We start from the raw sequence: 17,844 nt of genomic DNA, 5'->3' as shown, positions 1-17,844 counted from the left end.
TTTTTTGTCAAGACCAAAAGTAAAATTTTAAGCATATTTTATAATATGCTTAAAAAATCATGCAAGATCTAAAGAAACTTTGCCGTTTTTAATCTCTAAAACCTTAACCTTAACTTCAACTCCCACTTCTAGTTTTTCTTTGATTTTTGAGTTGTGTAGCAAGCCATCTACACCTTCTTTAAGCTCTACAAAAACTCCAAAATCTACAACCTTTTGAACTTTTCCTAAGAATTCTTCACCTATTTCAAACTTAGGCATTTCTTTTTTGTCGCGTTTTTTATTGAAATTTTTTGATTGGAGCAAATTTAAAATATATTCTTTGCTTTGTTGGATTAACTCATGGCTAATACCTGCGATTTTAACTTCGCCTTTTTCTCTATCTAAGTCAATGTTTACTTCGAATTTTTCGATGATTTCTTTGATAGTTTTACCACCTTGTCCGATAATATCAGGAATTTTATTTGGGTCTACGTTAAAAATTTCAACTTTTGGCAAAATTGCCTCATTGACAACAATATTTTGATTTGCTTCTTCCATTAAGTTTAAGATATGTCCTCTAGCTTCTTTTGCTTGATACAATGCTTCTTTTAATACCTGTTGATCTATACCACCAAGTTTTATATCCATTTGTAAAGCCGTAATCCCATCACAACTTCCTGCAACTTTAAAATCCATATCTCCATCATGATCTTCAAGACCCATAATATCTGTCAAAATCGCATACTTATCATCTTCAAAAACAAGACCCATCGCCACACCTGCAACTAATTTTTTACTTTCAACTCCTGCAGCTCTTAATGCTAAAGCACCGCCACAAACAGTAGCCATTGAACTAGAACCGTTGCTTTCTAAAATTTCAGATACCAAGCGAATTGTATGTGCGTATTCAGTATCCACGCTAGGATGTAATGCTCTTTTTGCTAAATTTCCATGCCCAAGCTCTCTTCTACCTGGAGCTTTTATAGGACTAGCTTCACCCACAGAAAAACCTGGGAAGTTATAATTAACCATGAATTTTTCACAAATTGGATTTTTTTCAGTTAGCAAGTCTGACATTTGAGCATCATTATCACTTCCTAAAGTTGCAACCACCAAAGCTTGAGTTTGCCCTCTAGTAAAAAGACAAGAACCGTGTGCACTTGGCAAGATATTTGTTTCTATATCTATCTTTCTAACATCTTTTAAGCCTCTACCATCTGCTCTTTTATTTTCATAGATGATTTGACTTCGGATTAATTCTCTTTTGCATACAAACAAGGCTTTTTCTATGTCTTCTAGTTTCCATTCATTTTCAGTTGTGATCGTTTCGTTTTCAATTTCTTTGGCTATTTGTAAAATTTCACTTGCTCTTTCACTTTTTGCCATTTGATTGATAGCTATTTTCAATTTAGCCATGTATGAATTTTTAATATATTCTATAATTTGCGCATTATCGCTTTCTACTTTAAATTCGAGCATAGAATTTTTTCTATAAGCAGCAAAAGTCTTCTCATACTCATTTGACCCGCGTAAAATCGCATTGCCTGCAAATTCTAAAGCCTTTAAAGTATCATCTTCGCTTAACTCATTCATACAATGATTATTATCTTGTTTATTTGCTAAAGCTCTCATCTCTATCATCAAAAGTTCATCTTTAACACCCGCTACGTAAAGATCTAAAGTGCTATTTTTTAGCTCACTATTGCTTGGATTTAAAACAAATTCATTATCAATACGACCTATTCTTACGCCACAAACAGGAGCTTTAATGGGAATATCACTTAAATACAAAGCAACACTTGCAGCATTTAAACTCATCACTTGTAAATCCACTTCAGGATCAGCAGATAGCACCATAACAACAATTTGGGTTGGATATGCATAGCCTTTTGGAAAAAGCGGTCTTAAACTTCTATCTATAATTCTCGCACTTAGTGTTTCATTGTCCCCAGGTTTAGTTTCTCTTTTAACATAACCACCTGGAATCTTACCCGCTGCATAAGCTTTTTCGATATATTGAACCGTAAGAGGCAGAAAGTCCTCTTCTACCATTTTATCTTCTCTAGCCACAGTTGCTAAAACCACAGCGTTTTTTTCTTGCATCAATACAGCACCCGCTGCTTGTTTTGCTACCTTATCTGTATCAAATATCTCAAGATGGCTGTTTATGTTGATTTCATGTCGCATGATTTTTCCTTTGTAATGTTTTTATCATAGGCAAAACCAAATAAGCTTTTTAAATTTTAAACACTAAAACTTAAAAAGCCTGTTTTTATTTTGCCTATAAATTTATATCTAAACAATAAATTGTCCAGATATAAATTTATCTTTTTAACGGAAGATAATATTTGCTCTCTTCTAAGATATCTAAAATTTCATGACTTTGCAAAATTGTTTTATTTTTAAAATAAAACTCAATATCTATAAAATGATCAATCTTTTGCACACAATAAACCTCATCTACAAAAACACTGATATAATCATAAACATCACTTGGCATTAAAGCTGTAGCGTAAATAATGCTATTTACTTCTTCTTTCAACAAACTTTTTATGCAAGAAGATGCGGTAATACCACTTTCACAACCTTCGTGCAGCATTAAGATATTTTTACCTTTGAGATCTTTTAAAAGATTACCTTTTCTATAACGATAAACATTTTTTAAAATTTTTTCTTCATAAGTTCTATTTGCTTCGCCATAGATATAATCTAAACTTATATCAAAAGCTTTTACTAAAGCCTCGTTGTATACTAGCTCTTTGGTTTCGCTAATCATTGCGATTTGGCATTCATTATTATTAGGAGCTTTAATTTGCTCTGTAAATAAAAAATTATATGGGATTTCTAGTTTTTGCGCAAGCATATTAACAAAAACTATAGATTTTAAAGATGGAGTGATGATGATATAATCTTTTAATTTATTAGTAGGTAATAAATCATATAATTTTTCAAATGCATCTTTTTCATCTTCAAAAAATATCATATCGACCTTTCGTTTTCTTGAAGCGAGAAGTCATAAGACACTCCACCCAATGGATAAAAATTAAACATAAAATACACACCGCTTTGATCTTTAGCGCTGATCCCTCCACTTGTAAGTTTAGGAGATATATCTTGACGGTACATCAAAGAATAATTCCAACATTTTCTTTGATACGTATAACCTACTTCCCATTTTTCAGGATCTTTTCCTAAGTCAAACCATAAACCACCAAAAATTTGATAATTTGCATTAATGTGGTATTGTGCTTTTGTACCTAAAAAGTTATATTTTTCTTTTTCATAGATCCTATATGCATGATTAAGGCTAAATTTCCACTCTCCATAATCAAACAATGCCTCGCTAAAAACTTTGTCAAAACGATTATCTATGCCTGAATACTCTGCTTCATTTCTAAAACTAATATAATCATTATAAAAATATTCTACAACATTATCAAATCCGCCAAAACTTCCCTGTTTGGTATAGTACTTTGCCTTCAAACTATGATAAAGTTTTTTCTTACCTAAAGTACTGTAAAAATACTGAAACATAGAAAAATTTAATTGCTCTGGATCGTTTTTAATGTCTATAAAATCTTCTGTGATTTCTCCTGATTTTGCTCCAGGTATATAATAATTAGCCCCTAAATACAAAGTATGATAAAAATTTTCATAAGGCTTAGAAAGATCTGTGTATAAAGAAAAATTATGTGAATTACGAAACAAATGCTCTTGATTTTTTAAATTAGTATTGGAATAATCCACAAAATTCGCATAAATTCTTTCTGTAAAAGTAAAATTTAAAAAATCATCAAAAAGACTTGTATGATAAACCAAAGGTAGATCAAAGTCTAAAGTTTTAGCATAAATACCTGTTTGCCTATAATATCTATGAAAAGAGGCATCAAGACTATATTGTATATAATTATCAAAAAAGCCATTTAAATATCTATGATACTGAAAAGAAGGGTATTCTTGCAAGGTATCTTTGTTGCTGATTTTAGAAGTATCTATATAGTACTTTGCATAAGCACCATAATAATTATCATCATCAGATAAAAAATAATTTATTTTTGAAGTCACCAAAGAAGCTTCTGTTTTTGCACTAGAACTTAAGTTGGTATAATCCACATCATTTAAATATGTTGCATCAACCCATAAGCCTTCTTGAAATTCATCACTTAAAAGACTTTTAAACAGTGCCTCACTGGAGTATTTTACTTCTATACCATAATGTTCTTTGTTTTTTAAATTTTCTTTTCTTTTGTAGCTTGATTTTTCTCCAAAAATACCACCACTGATTTCACCTTGAGAATATGGCGTATCAATAAATCTTAAAGTTGAATACAAACCATATCCTCTTTTTGTTCTAATTTGAGGTTCAAGCTGTATATCTGCATTATCATCAATAACATAATAAATAGGTTGGTTATAATACAACCCTTCACTTTGTTTTAAAATCACTTGAGGAATCAATAAACCACTCTTTCTTTTGGTGTCCACACTAAATCCAAAATACGGCAAATACATCACAGGTGTATTTTTTACATACAATCTTGCATTATACAAGTGTAAAAAATTACTTTCTTTATTAAGTTTACCTTCATCAAAACGAATTTCCCAGTCAGGATTTTCAACATTACAACTTGAGACAACCGATTTTTTAGTAATCACAAATTTTTCATCAAAATTGGCTTGATGACATTGCATCCAAACCTCTAAATCATTGTTAGAAAAAAATAAATTTTTAAATGCCGTTGTGTTGTCTTTGAGATTAATTTTAGTATATGTAGAATTGGTTCTTTCTTTTTGTCCTCGTAAAATATTTACATCACCAAATAATTCTAAATCTTTTGTTTTTTCATTAAATTTAGCTTCATTAGCAGTAATCAAATACAAATCAGAAACCACAACTACGTTATTTTTCGCTTCGATGGTATCATTTTTTTTTACAACATCCAAAGCATAAATATCTACTTTAGAAGCATACAAGCTTCCTATGCAAGCTAAGGATAGTAATATTTTACGCAAGATCAATCACCACAGTTTTAGCCGCATAATCATGCCAAGTTTTTAAAACGACATTACTTAAAGCCCAAGCAAATCCCAATCCATATAGCATATCACTGATTTGCCTTACACCTGCTCTTAAAGCGCTTTGGGTAAAACTAGGCTTATCTAGCAATTCTTGATCAATCACCATAATCTTTAAAAGCATTTTCCCTAAAGTAGCGCCATATAAATAAGTAAAAAGCACATGGTATGTAAATTGCAAGATCAAAATTCCACTCGCAAAACGCATTAAAAGGTTATGAATTTCTTCATATGTTTGAGCGGAATTAAATTTATCAAGCAAAATGACTGCAACAATCGCAAGTATTACAAAACTATCCACAATATAAGCAAGAAATCTTTTTTTAAAACTTGCTATTTTTAATTCTTCTTTTTCTAATTTGTCGAATAATTCTTGATTAGTACTCATTTAAGAACCTGAAAAGCAATATCTTTTCTATATTGTTTTCCCTTGAATTGTACATTCTCACAAAGCGCATACGCATTTTTTTGAGCTTCTTCTATGTTTTTTCCAGTTCCCACGCAAACCAATACGCGTCCACCACTAGCATATAGTTTATCATCTTCTAAACTTACGCCTGCGTAAGAAATATGAGAATTTTGCGGGATATCTCCTATTTCAATCAATGCTTTTGGGGAGTCTTTGTAAGGATAATTTTTGCTCGCACACACTACGCCCACAGCAAATTCATTTTTAATTTTTATAGTAGTATTAGCTAAATTTTTATTAACACAGGCTAAAAATAGATCTAAAGGATTTTCGATTAAAGGCATCAAAACTTCACACTCAGGATCACCAAAACGTACATTATACTCCAAAACATAAGGCTTGTTGTTTACCACCATCAATCCTATAAACAACACCCCTACAAACTCAGCACCTTCTTCTTTCATGCCTTTTAACGTTGGTGCAACAATATCTTTTTTTACCTGCTCTAGTAAATTTTCACTTGCTAAAGTACTTGGAGCATATGCACCCATACCACCGGTATTTGGTCCCTTATCGTTATCTAATAATCTTTTATGATCTTGAGCAGCTGGCAATAAAACGAAATCACTTCCATCACAAACCGCAAACACACTTAATTCAAAGCCGTTAAGGTATTCTTCTATAACAACAATTTTTCCAGCATCACCAAAGCTTTCACCACTCAGCATATTTTTAGTAGCCTCTAAAGCCTCTTCATGGCTTTGAGCAATGATCACTCCTTTGCCTGCACATAAACCATCAGCTTTCACCACAATAGGTGGAGTTAAAGTCATAATAAATTTTTTAGCTTTTTCATAGTCAGTTGTATTTAAAAATTTGGCTGTTTTAATTTTGTATTTTTTAAGAAAACTTTTCATGTAAGATTTTGACGCTTCAAGCATAGCAGCTGCTTTAGTAGGTCCAAAAATAGCAATATTATTTTCTTTAAAAAGATCCACTATACCTTCTGCTAAAAAATTTTCGCTCCCAACTATACACAAGTCAATCTCAGATGCCTTTGCATAAGCCGTGATCACTTTAGGATCTTTCATATTAAGATTAGTTCCTATTTTAGCGGTAGCACCATTTCCTGGAGCAAAGTAAAATTCTAAATTATTATTTGTTTTTTGAAGAGCCAAAGCGATGGAATATTCTCTTGCACCGCTTCCTAATATTAAAATTTTCATTATTTTCCTTAAAAGTGTTACAAAACCCAAATGGCCGGAGTATAAGTGTCTGACCCTCAAAAAGTCAAAGTATGCCATTAGGTGATTTTTAAAGGCTGCAGCTTCTCGCTTTTTCTCAAAGCTCAAACGAAGTCACAGAACACGGTAAATCACACATCACAGCTTATAATTAATGTGTTGGATCCTCTTTAATACCATATCGAACCATTTAGGCAGTATAATTATATCTAAGAAAACTTAAAAATAGGGTTTAAAAAGGATTTTTATAAAATTTTAAATTTGGTCTTAGATTCTTTTTTGAGAAAATATTTTCCTTCTAAAATAACATCAGCCACTGGCGCCCAAATAGTCTTTTCATCAACATACACTATATCAAATTCGTTATTTTTCATCAAACCTTGATAATTTACTTTTTTAGGTGCATGTTTAACCACATAGTAAGGATTCATAGCAAAAATTTGAATTTTCATACTTACATACAAATCTGGATTAGATGTTACCACCAAAAAGCTTTTTTCGCATTCTTTTCTGACTTTTTTAACATAAGAAAGCAAGAGTTGGTCGTTTGGATTTAAAGCATGTTTATTCAGTCTATTTAAATAAAGTTCAGCAAATGATAAAGTGCAAAATGAAATTTCGGTTGTATTTTTAAAATATGAATTTTTTATACTTGTTGATTTTAATGACTTTTTCCAAATTTCTATATCAAGCTTAGTTGCACATATATTAAGTCCTTGTTTAATTTTATCAAACAATTTCTCTCTAGCCATATTAAAGCTATTACTAAAAATAGAAAGATTTTTTTCATAGAAAGATTTTCTCATTGCTTCTAATCTCTCTACGCTTTTGGTAAAATAATCTGCTTCGTTTTTTATTTCGACTAATTTTTGTTTTTTTTGTTGAATCAACTCTTCAAATTCCTGACGCTTTTTTCCAGTCTCTGTTTCTAATCTAGCCTGTTTGGATTTTATGTCTGTTATCAAAGTACTCATTTGACGATCAAGTGCTAATTTTCGATTTTTTCTATTATCAATAGAAGCTAAAAGTGCTTGATAGTGGCACTGATGAGATAAAAAAACTTCATCATACAAACGCTCCATATTGATATGCTTTTGCTTATCTTTCATATCTTTATAAGCCATTTCAAGATGCACGATGATATTTTTCATCGCAGAAAAATCAGCCTGATTGATAGTGTTATCTGAAAAAAGTAAAGTATCCAAAGCCTTGTATAAAAAACGTTTCATCGCAAAAAAATCAATAGTATATGGCACCTCACTGATGTCAATATCTTTAACCGCGTTAATAGACAAGGTTTCATTATAAAAATACCTTTGAATGGCTTGTGGAATAGTCAAATTTAAGGTGATTTTATCTAACTCGTCATAATTAGTTTCTCTATAAAGTTCTTGCACATATGCATCACGTCTTGTAAGCCTTAAATCCTCTAACTCATCATCACTTTCTGTTTTCCAAAAATCTCTTTCCTTGATAAAATCATTATCTCCAAATTCTTGGAATTTAGATGGTCGTAAATCTGTAATATGCTTTCCATCGGATCTAAATTCAACAAACATACCAACCGTTGGCATACTTCTTTTATCATGCCACGCATGCTTATTAAATTCAAAAAAAGTTTTTGCTAGATTGATCACTGTTCCTCTTCCAGTAGCATCTACATAAACCATTATTTTTCCGTGCATATACAAGTCCTTAAAATTTAAAGAAAAAATTAAACTCTTATTTTAACTTTGTTTTCATAAATTTACAATAATATTTTAAAATTTAATAAAATAAAATATTTTAGGTAATTCATTTATGTTTTTATATCAATATTTTAAAAATCCAAAACAAACCGGAGCTTTTTGTGCAAGCTCTAAACAACTAAGCAAACTAATTACTTCTCACGTACAACATGCAAATAATATTGTAGAAATTGGTCCAGGCACAGGAAGTTTTACTAAATACATTCTTCAACAAAAAAACCACAATGCGAGTTTTTTTGCAGTTGAGATCAATCCCCACATGGCTAATAAATTAAAACAAAACATAGACAACATTGACATAGAAGTAAGATCAGCAGAATTTTTACCCGAAATGCTAGAAAAAAGATCAATTAACAGTGTGGATTTGATTATTTCAGGAATTCCATGGGCTTTGTTAAATTCCCAAGAGCAAGATTTGCTGCTAAATTCCATTCATGATGTTTTAGAAGAAAACGGTTGCTTTGCTACTTTTGCCTATATACTTCCAACACCAAAAGGAAGAGCTTTTAAAAAGAAACTTTTTGCTACTTTTAGCAAGGTAGAGATTTCACCAATCGTTTGGCAAAATCTACCCCCTGCTTTTGTATATTTTTGTACTAAATAATCATTCCCACTCAATAGTCGCTGGTGGTTTACTAGAAATATCATACACCACGCGATTAATTCCTTCTACTTCATTAATAATACGGCGTGATATATTCTCTAACAATTCATAAGGCAAATGAGAAAAAGTCGCAGTCATACCATCGCTTGCATTAACTACGCGTACGCATATTGCATTATCATAAGTTCTGTTATCTCCCATTACGCCAACACTTTGTACATTTAAAAGCACACAGAATGCTTGCCAAGTTTTATCATACCAACCACTGCTTTTTAACTCTTCAATTAAAATCACATCTGCTTTTCTTAAAAGCTCCAAGCTAGGTTCATTAACTTCGCCCATAATACGTATAGCTAGTCCTGGCCCAGGAAAAGGATGACGATACACTACATCTTTATTTAAACCAAGTTCCATTCCTAAAGCCCTTACCTCATCTTTAAAAATCTCTTTTAAAGGCTCGATAAGCTTTAAATTCATCTTTTCAGGCAAACCGCCTACATTATGATGAGATTTTATAGTTTTACTAGCTCCAACAACTGAACTTTCAATAATATCAGTATACAAAGTTCCTTGTGCTAAATACTTAACATCTTTATGTTTTTTTGCTTCTTCTTCAAATACTTCTATAAAGGTATTGCCTATAATTTTTCTTTTTTGCTCAGGATCTCTCACACCCGCTAAGCGACTTAGAAAAATCTCTCTTGCATCAATACTAATTAAATCAATACCCAAAGTATGTCTAAACATATACTCAACTTGCTCTTTTTCTCCACTTCTTAAAAGTCCATTATCAACAAAAACCACTACCACTTGATCTTTGATCGCACTTGCAAGCAAAGCAGCTACTACACTACTATCTACCCCGCCACTTACTGCACAAAGAACTTTATCATTACCCACTTCTTCTTTGATTTTCTGCGCTTGAGTTTTTGCAAAAGATCCCATATTCCATACACTATCGCAGTTGCAAGCATATTTAGCAAAATTTTTCAAGATACTCTTTCCAAATTCACTATGTTGTACTTCAGGGTGGAATTGTAAAGCAAAGAATTTACGTTTTTCGTCTCCAAAAACACAAAAAGGGCTATTTTCACTAGTTGCTAAAACTTCAAAGCCTTGTGGTAAATTTTCTACCTTATCAGAATGGCTCATCCAAACCGTTTGTTTTTTTGGTAAATTTTTAAACAAATCACTATCGTTTTGAATATCTATAGTTGCTTTACCATACTCTTTGTGTCCTGCCGGAGCTACGTTTGCGCCAAAATGATGTGCCATAAGTTGCATACCATAACATATCCCTAATACCGGAATATTAAGCTCGAAAACACCTTTATCACAAAAATAAGCATCATTTGCGTACACACTAGCTGGCCCGCCACTTAAAATAATACCCTTAGGCTCCTTAGCCTTAATCTCATCTAAGCTTACATTAAAAGGTAAAATTTCTGCATACACACCCTGCTCTCTTAATCTTCTAGCAATTAATTGTGTGTATTGAGACCCGAAGTCTAAAACTAAAATATCTGCTTTTTTCATCTAACTCCTTTATAAATTTAACAGTTGAAATTGTACATACCAAACCATAATAGATACTACATAACCTATTAAAATTGTCCAAGCATACTTTAAATGTGCATTAAAAGTATAAATACCTTTCATTTTACCCATAACACCCACTCCAGCTGCAGAACCAAAGCTTATCAAAGAACCTCCAATTCCCGCTGTAAGTGTAACTAAAAGCCATTGAGTATCATCCATGCTTGGATTTGCTTTTAAGACTGCACTCATTACCGGAACATTATCTACAATAGCAGATAAAAATCCTACTCCTATATTGATACTTGTTGCGCCAAATTTTACATAAAGATCTGAAGCATATGCAAGCCAACCCACAAAATGCAAAGCACCCACTGCAGATAAAATACCAAAGAAGAACAACAGAGTATCCATTTCAATGCGCGTCATATAGTAAAACACATTTAAATCTTTTTTACCTTGTTTTTTATTAAAAAAGTATATATATAAGCTTAATAAGGAAAGACCAAAAATCATCCCCCACATAGCAGGCAAATCACAAATACTATGGATAAATACAGCCAAAGCAATAGTTAAAAAACCCAATGCAATAAATACCTTACCACCTGGTTTAATTTCAACTTTTTCTAAATTATCTTTATGGAAATTAGGCTGAACATTTGGAACATAGCGTGATAATAAATATGCTGTCAATAACCAACCGATAAACGAAGCAGGAAATAAAGCAAAAAATTCAAAAAAAGTTGCTTTTTTTGCAGTCCATACCATCAAGGTAGTAATATCACCAAAAGGCGACCAAGCTCCACCTGCATTAGCTGCAACAACAATGTTAATAGCACCTGGGATTAAAAATTCTTTATTGTTTTTATCTATAGTTAAAAGCACCGTAGATAAAATCAAAGCGGTGGTAAGATTATCTGCGATTGGCGAAATAAAAAAAGCTAAAATTCCTGTTAGCCAAAATAACTTCCTATATGTATATCCCTTGCTTACAAGTTTATATTTTAATGTTTCAAAAACCGACCTTTCTATTAGTGCTTCTATAAAAGTCATAGCTGCTATTAAGAAAAAAACAATTTGTGCTATTTCTAAAATCAAATGATTAACACTTTCTTCAAGTATTTGAGTGTCTAGATCATTTAAAACCATGTAAATACCAATTATAATAAAAGAAACAGTGCCTATAAATAAAGCAGGTTTTGTTTTATTGATGTGATATTTTTCTTCTGCAGCAATAAAATAATACCCTAGTATAAAAATAATCAAAATACCTATACCCAAAGCACTAAAAGCCAAATTTAACTCATGTGTTGGACTAGCTAGCAAAAAGCTAACCCCCAAACACAGCAAAAAAAATATTTTACTCATATTTCACTCTCCAAAGATTGGAATTTTTTAATCTCCTTAACACTGCCGTTATTATCTTTGATTTCATAAAATGGAGCATCTTTATACCCGCAAGCGTTTAAAAATATTAATAAAAAAAATGTTAGAATAAATAAATGAAAATTAAAACGAGCCATTACATCATCAATGAACTTGCCGATTTTAAACATTACAAACCTTTAAGGGCACTTTTTCAATATAAAGAGTTTTTAAATTTATTAAGTTATAACCATCAACAAATGATTAGCAAACTCTTTATTAAAAATGATACCTTGATTATTTTAGTTAAACACCATATTGCATACATGGAGTTAAATCACGATAATACCAAAAAAATGATTAAAAATCTCATAAAAAACTATACTTTAGCTAAACCTATGAGTAATTTTGCCAAAGTAAAAAATATCAAAATCCTAAGTGATAAAAATTTTACCGCACAAAAAAACACCACCAAACAAAGACCCCAAAACCACTTAGAGCTTTCTAGCGGAAACTTTATCAATTCTATTCAAGATCCTATTTTACATCAAAAATTTGAAGAATTAAGGGTGTTAATAAAAAATGTTAGAAAATGAACTCAAAACTTTACCGGATCTACCTGGCGTATATCAATACTTTGACGCACAAGGAAAATTGCTATATGTAGGCAAGGCCAAAAACTTAAAAAACCGTGTAAGAAGTTATTTTAATTTTACACCTAAACTTTGTCCTAATCCTAACAACAGCTTAAGAATCCAAAAAATGATCAGTGAGGCTTCGCACTTGGAATTTATCACCACAAAAAGTGAAGCTGATGCTTTGATTTTAGAAAATTCTTTCATAAAACAATTGCACCCTAAATATAATATATTGCTAAGAGATGATAAAACTTATCCTTATATTTATATTGATTTAAACGAAGATTTTCCAAGATTTGAAATTACAAGAAAAATCATTAAAAAAAATAAAATTAAATATTTTGGTCCTTTTTTTAAAGGAGCAAAAGAACTTTTAAATGCGTTATATTTATCTTTTGAACTTAGACAAAAAAAATCCTGCAAAGAACTTTGTCTTTTTTATCAGATTAAACGCTGCAAAGGACCATGTGAAAAAAAAATCACACAAGAAGCTTATGAAAAAATCACACAAGAAGCTATACAAGCGCTTTTAAATCCACTTTCTTTAGTTAAAAACCTAGAGCATAAAATGCTAGAATATGCAAAAAATGAAAACTATGAAGAAGCAGCCCTTATAAGAGATCAGATTAAAACCATTCAAGATTTAAGTGTAAAAATACAAATCGATCTTGCCAAGCTTGAAGATTTTGATGTTTTTGCAGTCTATTGCGAGGATAATCTACTATCTATGGTACGATTTGTGATTAACAATGGTAAAATCATCAGCTCAAATCATAAAATTTTAGCACTTAAAAATCAAAGCGAGTTTGATCCTAATGCAATCTATAAGCAGTATATATTAGAAAATTACACCCAAGAAGCTCCTATTAACTCAACTCGCATATATACACATGATGAATTTGAAGATATGGAGCTTTTGCAAGATCTACTTAGCAAAAGGTTTTCTAAGAAATTCCACCTTAAAATGCCAAAACTTGGCGAAAAAAAAGCATTGTGTGATCTTGCCTTGGAAAATGCAAAAATCAATATACAAAAACACCTGAAAAATGAAAACTACCTACTCTTGAAAGAAATAAAAGACTTTTTTAATTTGCAAAATTATCCTAATCATATTGAAATTTTCGATAATTCTCATATGCAAGGTGAGGCAAATGTCGGTGCTTTAGTGGCTTTCAAAGATGGAAAATTTGATAAAAGTTCTTATAGACATTATCATCTATCTTATAAAAATGATTATGATCAAATGCTCCAAACTCTTAGCAAAAGAGCTTTGTCATTTGATAAAAATCCACCTCCTGATTTATGGTTGATTGATGGAGGAGATGCTTTGTTAAAATTAGCCAACGATATCATTAAAAGTTCAGGTGCAAACGTGGATATACTAGCCATATCAAAAGAAAAAATCGATGCAAAAGCACACCGTGCAAAAGGAAGCGCTAAAGATAAAATTTACACCCAAGATGGCAAAATACAGTTAAATACTGACGATAAAAAATTGCAATTTTTACAAAAACTACGCGATGAAGCACATCGCTTTGCTATTAGCTTTCACCAAAAAACAAAAAGAAAGCAAGATTTACAAAGCTCAAAATTAATACAACTTGGAATTTCTCAAGGCTATATTAAGAAATTTTTGGATTATTATGGTAATTTTGATAATATCTTTAACGCAAGTTTTGATGAATTAAAATCACTTTCTAATGCAAAAATAGCTCAACTAATTAAGGACAATACATGATACTTTTTATAAGCTTTTTGGCTTTAACTCTGTGTTTTTTAAACTACTATTTTTTCTACCCTATTAATGAGAATTTATTTTATCTTTATAGTTTTATATGTGTTTTAATTGTATGCATATCTATAAGCTATGTATTTATAAGAAATAAAAACAATAAAAAAAATAATATGATAATTTGGGATTTGGAAGATTATTTTAATTTACCACATTCAAATTCTCTACAAGAAACCAAAGAAAACTTGAAAAAAGTTTTTCAAACACAACAAGTGCAATTACAAGATCAAAAAACACAAAAACATTTCATGCAAAAGCAATTGCATGATCTTATACAAAGCCTACACTATAACAAACCATTAAAACACGACAAAGTACTTCAAAACATTTTTCAAGAATTTAATATTATAAAAAAATCTCAATTTAATATTTATAGAAATATTCACGCATGCATTATCAATGATAATTCAATCGAAAATTATCTATTGCAATGCATCTTGCACGATATGGGTATTTCTAGCGAAATCAAGACAAGTGAAGAAATAATATATGAAAACTATCAATTTGTCATCTCAAAAAATCCGGTAGAACACGGCTTAAATTATGTTTTTTCGCAAGTTGATACTAAAGACTTGGCAGAATTCTTAAATACTCATTTTAAACAAGATTTCTACCAAATGCCTTATATGTCTAATGTTTTAATTTTTAAATCTTCTAGCTTTGAAAATGATCTTATTTTAAACATCACAAACCAGTTTTGCCAAAACAATCAAGCAGCAAGCAATCTTAGTGATTTTAAAAGCACTCTAAGGTTTTGTTTTAAATTAATACTACTTGATTATGAAGTGATTAAGTTTGATTTTGATTATATGCTACATTTGCTCCATGAATACAAAAACAAATACCCCGAAAGCAGAATTTTACTTTTCTCTAAAGAAAGAGTGAAGGAATGTAATTTTGCAGATGAAATTTTACACGATCTTAATAAAAACGAATGGCTTAATTTGCTTAAAAAATATCTTTAATCAAGCTTGGTTCTATGATTGATTGCCTTGTGCAGTGATATAAAGTCAACATTTTCCAAGCTAACGCCACTTGGAATTCCTTGCGCGATTTGTGAAAAACTCAAATCAAGATCTTTTAACTTTTCTTCTATAAAAAAAACAATCGCATCAGAATTTAAACCCTGCGTAAAAGCGAAAAAGATTTCTTTGGAATTTTTACTTTGTATCATATTTCTTAATCTTGTGATATTTTCTTCACTAGTATCATCTAAAACAAAATACAAGCCATCAAAACTTCCACTATCTTCTAAAACCAAAACATCTTTTGGATCTTGAACAATGCAAATGATTTGCTCATTTCTCTCTTCACTAGAACAAATCTCACACAATTCGTTTTCACTTAAGGAACCACATTGTGTGCATTTTCTAATCATTCGAATAGATTCTTCGACACTATATGCTAATTTCGCACCCAACAGCGGATCTTTTATACACACATGATAAGCAAGTCTTAATGCTGTTTTTTTACCTATGGTAGGGAGTGCTGAAAAGGCTTCAACTAATTCATTAAATTTTTCTAAACTTTTCAAGTTATTTTAGCCTTGAAAAGACAATTTTAAAAGTATGATAACCATCTTCGTAGCTATATGTCAAGTTATAACCATGAAGATTGCAGATATTATTAATAATATAAAGTCCCAATCCCATACCTTCTACTTCGTTATTATGTTCCCTAACAAAAGGCTTAAGGTAATAATCAAAAGTTTTCTTAAGCTGCACACCTTTATTTTTTACAATCACATAATCCCCAGAACATATAATCTCACAGCTTTTATCTTCTGAATACTTAATCGCATTATCGATTAAATTTTTAAGCATTAAAGAAAATAACTCCAAATCAGCAATGATCATCGTATCTTCTTTATAGGAGATTTTAACTTTTTGATAAAAATCATCTCTCATGAGGTAATCTTCAGCCTGTTCTAAAATCAAGCTTAGATGATAAGTCTGCAAATTAAGTTGACAATTTCTTGATAATACTTTTTCAATTTTTCCAAATTCATCTATCAACAATTCAAGTCTTTCAAAAATAGCAACAAGGCGGTCTTTTTGCTTTTGATTATCTAGCATTTCGCAAACTATCCTACCCTTACCTATAGGTGTTTTTAACTCATGCATGATCATTCTTAAAAAGAATTGTCTAGATTTAACTAGTTCTTGAATTTTATTAATAGCATGATCAAACTCAAAAGAAATTTCAGAAATTTCGTCATTAATTTGCGAATACTCCGACAAAGATTCGATTTTTCCTGCGCTAATATTTTTAATTTTCTTTTTTAAAATTTTCAATGGCATTAAGGATCTTAATACAGAAAAATATAAAAATATAATTAAAATCAAACTAAAAAAGAAACTAAGTAAAAACAAATACTCCAAGCGTGCAGAAGCATTTAACTCATAAAGTCTTTTTGTATTCATTCGCTCTACGTAAAAAAAGATCTGATTGTGATAAATTATAGAAGAAAAACTTCCGTATAAAGAATTAATCCTAAGTACTTTTTCACCTTTTGAAACTATATGCTTAATATTGCGTTCGTTTTCAACCAATTTAAAAGATTTAGAAAGAAGATATTCATGAATAGAAAAACCTTCTCTTCTTTCTAAATTGTAAATAATTTTCTCCACAATTTCTTTTTGTCGACTTTGTTCACTTGTCAAATAAGAATCAATCTGAACCTTGCCAAGAAGGACAAACAAAGCACAAACAAATAAAAAAGCAGTCGCAAAAAGAATAGTAATCTTAAGATTAATAGTTACTTTCATCCTATTAACTTATACCCTATCCCTCTAACTGAGAAAATATGCTTTGGTGCTTTTGAACTATCACCGATTTTAGTTCTAAGTCTTCCAATAATCACATCTAAGCTTTTAGAATCTTTATCTTTTAAACTTTTACAGTGATATACAAGCTGCTCTCTACTCACTGAAAAACCATGTTGTCTGATCATATAGCTTAAAATTTCATATTCAGCAGGAGTTAAAACCAAAACTTCATCATTATAGCTGATCTCATGTCTTTTTTCATCAATCTTAAATGCAGAATTGATAATTTTTTCTGGGGTTTCATTTACACGTTTTGAACGACGAATCAAACTCATGATTCTTGCGTGCATTTCTTTTGGATCATATGGTTTTGGAAGATAATCATCTGCACCTATTTGAAGTCCTACGATTTTATCGCTTAAGTCACTTCTAGCCGAAGAAATGATAATAGGTATGCTATATTTTTCTCTTATTTCACGACAAACTTCAAGACCATCAAGTCCTGGTAAAGTCAAATCAAGGATTAAACAATCGTAGTTTTTTATACCAGCGCTCATTCCTAAATAAGGATCTTCGTAATTCGTAACTTTAATATTAAATTGAGCTAAATATTCTGCTAAAAATTCCGCAAAATCTGGATCATCTTCGATCATTAAAACATTAATCATCATTTATCCTTCTTAAT

Annotated in this window: 15 protein-coding genes; 4 read left to right on the top strand and 11 right to left on the bottom strand. The window is 30.7% G+C overall.

The window, feature by feature from the left end; genetic code table 11:
• Window positions 1–57: 57 nt before the first annotated feature.
• From A0083_RS02715 to A0083_RS02690, 6 genes are all read right to left on the bottom strand, one after another.
• Window positions 58–2,166, bottom strand: coding sequence for a polyribonucleotide nucleotidyltransferase (locus A0083_RS02715; RefSeq protein WP_197553997.1), 2,109 nt, complete (start codon window positions 2,164–2,166; stop codon window positions 58–60).
• Between the two features lie 136 nt (window positions 2,167–2,302).
• Complete coding sequence (locus tag A0083_RS02710; protein WP_120760745.1) at window positions 2,303–2,962, bottom strand: phosphoribosyltransferase family protein; 660 nt, start codon at window positions 2,960–2,962, stop codon at window positions 2,303–2,305.
• Window positions 2,959–4,995 (bottom strand): LPS-assembly protein LptD, encoded by a 2,037-nt coding sequence (locus A0083_RS02705; RefSeq protein WP_232087578.1) that lies wholly within the window; start codon window positions 4,993–4,995, stop codon window positions 2,959–2,961. Before A0083_RS02705 ends, A0083_RS02710 begins: the two co-directional genes overlap by 4 nt.
• A complete protein-coding gene (locus A0083_RS02700; RefSeq protein WP_120760747.1) occupies window positions 4,985–5,443 on the bottom strand; it encodes an RDD family protein in 459 nt (152 codons plus the stop codon). The genes A0083_RS02705 and A0083_RS02700 overlap by 11 nt, the downstream gene beginning before the upstream one ends.
• The gene (gene purD / locus A0083_RS02695; RefSeq protein WP_120760748.1) at window positions 5,440–6,690 is read right to left on the bottom strand and encodes a phosphoribosylamine--glycine ligase; all 1,251 of its coding nucleotides are present in this window, start codon (window positions 6,688–6,690) and stop codon (window positions 5,440–5,442) included. Before purD ends, A0083_RS02700 begins: the two co-directional genes overlap by 4 nt.
• A gap of 263 nt (window positions 6,691–6,953) precedes the next feature.
• A complete protein-coding gene (locus A0083_RS02690; RefSeq protein ID WP_120760749.1) occupies window positions 6,954–8,393 on the bottom strand; it encodes a hypothetical protein in 1,440 nt (479 codons plus the stop codon).
• Between the two features lie 115 nt (window positions 8,394–8,508).
• On the opposite strand from A0083_RS02690, the gene A0083_RS02685 reads away from it, so the two are divergent.
• Complete coding sequence (locus A0083_RS02685) at window positions 8,509–9,060, top strand: class I SAM-dependent methyltransferase (protein WP_120760750.1); 552 nt, start codon at window positions 8,509–8,511, stop codon at window positions 9,058–9,060.
• On the opposite strand, the gene guaA is transcribed toward A0083_RS02685, so the two are convergent.
• Complete coding sequence (guaA, locus tag A0083_RS02680; protein WP_197553991.1) at window positions 9,061–10,596, bottom strand: glutamine-hydrolyzing GMP synthase; 1,536 nt, start codon at window positions 10,594–10,596, stop codon at window positions 9,061–9,063.
• Window positions 10,597–10,605: 9 nt separating this feature from the next.
• A complete protein-coding gene (gene nhaD, locus A0083_RS02675; RefSeq protein WP_197553988.1) occupies window positions 10,606–11,964 on the bottom strand; it encodes a sodium:proton antiporter NhaD in 1,359 nt (452 codons plus the stop codon).
• A 134-nt stretch (window positions 11,965–12,098) separates the two neighbouring features.
• Here nhaD and A0083_RS02670 point away from each other — a divergent pair, with 134 nt between their 5' ends.
• The 3 genes from A0083_RS02670 to A0083_RS02660 are packed head-to-tail and all read left to right on the top strand — an operon-like array spanning window position 12,099 to window position 15,356.
• Window positions 12,099–12,557 carry a hypothetical protein gene (locus A0083_RS02670; RefSeq protein WP_197553985.1) on the top strand — a complete coding sequence of 153 codons (459 nt, stop codon included), beginning with the start codon at window positions 12,099–12,101 and terminating at the stop codon, window positions 12,555–12,557.
• Window positions 12,544–14,337, top strand: coding sequence for an excinuclease ABC subunit UvrC (uvrC, locus tag A0083_RS02665; protein WP_197553982.1), 1,794 nt, complete (start codon window positions 12,544–12,546; stop codon window positions 14,335–14,337). The genes A0083_RS02670 and uvrC overlap by 14 nt, the downstream gene beginning before the upstream one ends.
• A complete protein-coding gene (locus A0083_RS02660; RefSeq protein WP_197553979.1) occupies window positions 14,334–15,356 on the top strand; it encodes a hypothetical protein in 1,023 nt (340 codons plus the stop codon). The genes uvrC and A0083_RS02660 overlap by 4 nt, the downstream gene beginning before the upstream one ends.
• Here the strand turns inward: A0083_RS02660 and recR are convergent.
• From recR to A0083_RS02645, 3 genes are read right to left on the bottom strand one after another with little or no spacing between them, the layout of a single operon-like run.
• The gene (gene recR, locus A0083_RS02655) at window positions 15,353–15,925 is read right to left on the bottom strand and encodes a recombination mediator RecR (RefSeq protein WP_120760757.1); all 573 of its coding nucleotides are present in this window, start codon (window positions 15,923–15,925) and stop codon (window positions 15,353–15,355) included. The genes A0083_RS02660 and recR overlap by 4 nt on opposite strands.
• A 1-nt stretch (window position 15,926) precedes the next feature.
• A complete protein-coding gene (locus A0083_RS02650; RefSeq protein ID WP_120760758.1) occupies window positions 15,927–17,159 on the bottom strand; it encodes an ArsS family sensor histidine kinase in 1,233 nt (410 codons plus the stop codon).
• Window positions 17,156–17,827, bottom strand: a complete 672-nt coding sequence (locus tag A0083_RS02645) for a response regulator transcription factor (RefSeq protein ID WP_039617824.1) — start codon at window positions 17,825–17,827, stop codon at window positions 17,156–17,158. Before A0083_RS02645 ends, A0083_RS02650 begins: the two co-directional genes overlap by 4 nt.
• Window positions 17,828–17,844 lie beyond the last annotated feature (17 nt).

Source organism: Campylobacter sp. 2014D-0216, assembly GCF_014931215.1.
In the GTDB taxonomy this organism is placed as follows: domain Bacteria; phylum Campylobacterota; class Campylobacteria; order Campylobacterales; family Campylobacteraceae; genus Campylobacter_D.
The sequence above is the reverse complement of the archived record's forward strand: the minus strand, read 5'-3'. Positions and strand labels throughout refer to the sequence as shown.

What these genes read in the sequence shown, in the direction of transcription:
- A0083_RS02715 (WP_197553997.1), bottom strand. Translation starts at nt 2,166, where the DNA reads ATGCGACATGAAATCAACATAAACAGCCATCTTGAGATATTTGATACA.
- A0083_RS02710 (WP_120760745.1), bottom strand. Translation starts at nt 2,962, where the DNA reads ATGATATTTTTTGAAGATGAAAAAGATGCATTTGAAAAATTATATGAT.
- A0083_RS02700 (WP_120760747.1), bottom strand. Translation starts at nt 5,443, where the DNA reads ATGAGTACTAATCAAGAATTATTCGACAAATTAGAAAAAGAAGAATTA.
- purD (WP_120760748.1), bottom strand. Translation starts at nt 6,690, where the DNA reads ATGAAAATTTTAATATTAGGAAGCGGTGCAAGAGAATATTCCATCGCT.
- A0083_RS02690 (WP_120760749.1), bottom strand. Translation starts at nt 8,393, where the DNA reads ATGCACGGAAAAATAATGGTTTATGTAGATGCTACTGGAAGAGGAACA.
- A0083_RS02685 (WP_120760750.1), top strand. Translation starts at nt 8,509, where the DNA reads ATGTTTTTATATCAATATTTTAAAAATCCAAAACAAACCGGAGCTTTT.
- guaA (WP_197553991.1), bottom strand. Translation starts at nt 10,596, where the DNA reads ATGAAAAAAGCAGATATTTTAGTTTTAGACTTCGGGTCTCAATACACA.
- nhaD (WP_197553988.1), bottom strand. Translation starts at nt 11,964, where the DNA reads ATGAGTAAAATATTTTTTTTGCTGTGTTTGGGGGTTAGCTTTTTGCTA.
- A0083_RS02670 (WP_197553985.1), top strand. Translation starts at nt 12,099, where the DNA reads ATGAAAATTAAAACGAGCCATTACATCATCAATGAACTTGCCGATTTT.
- uvrC (WP_197553982.1), top strand. Translation starts at nt 12,544, where the DNA reads ATGTTAGAAAATGAACTCAAAACTTTACCGGATCTACCTGGCGTATAT.
- A0083_RS02660 (WP_197553979.1), top strand. Translation starts at nt 14,334, where the DNA reads ATGATACTTTTTATAAGCTTTTTGGCTTTAACTCTGTGTTTTTTAAAC.
- A0083_RS02650 (WP_120760758.1), bottom strand. Translation starts at nt 17,159, where the DNA reads ATGAAAGTAACTATTAATCTTAAGATTACTATTCTTTTTGCGACTGCT.
- A0083_RS02645 (WP_039617824.1), bottom strand. Translation starts at nt 17,827, where the DNA reads ATGATTAATGTTTTAATGATCGAAGATGATCCAGATTTTGCGGAATTT.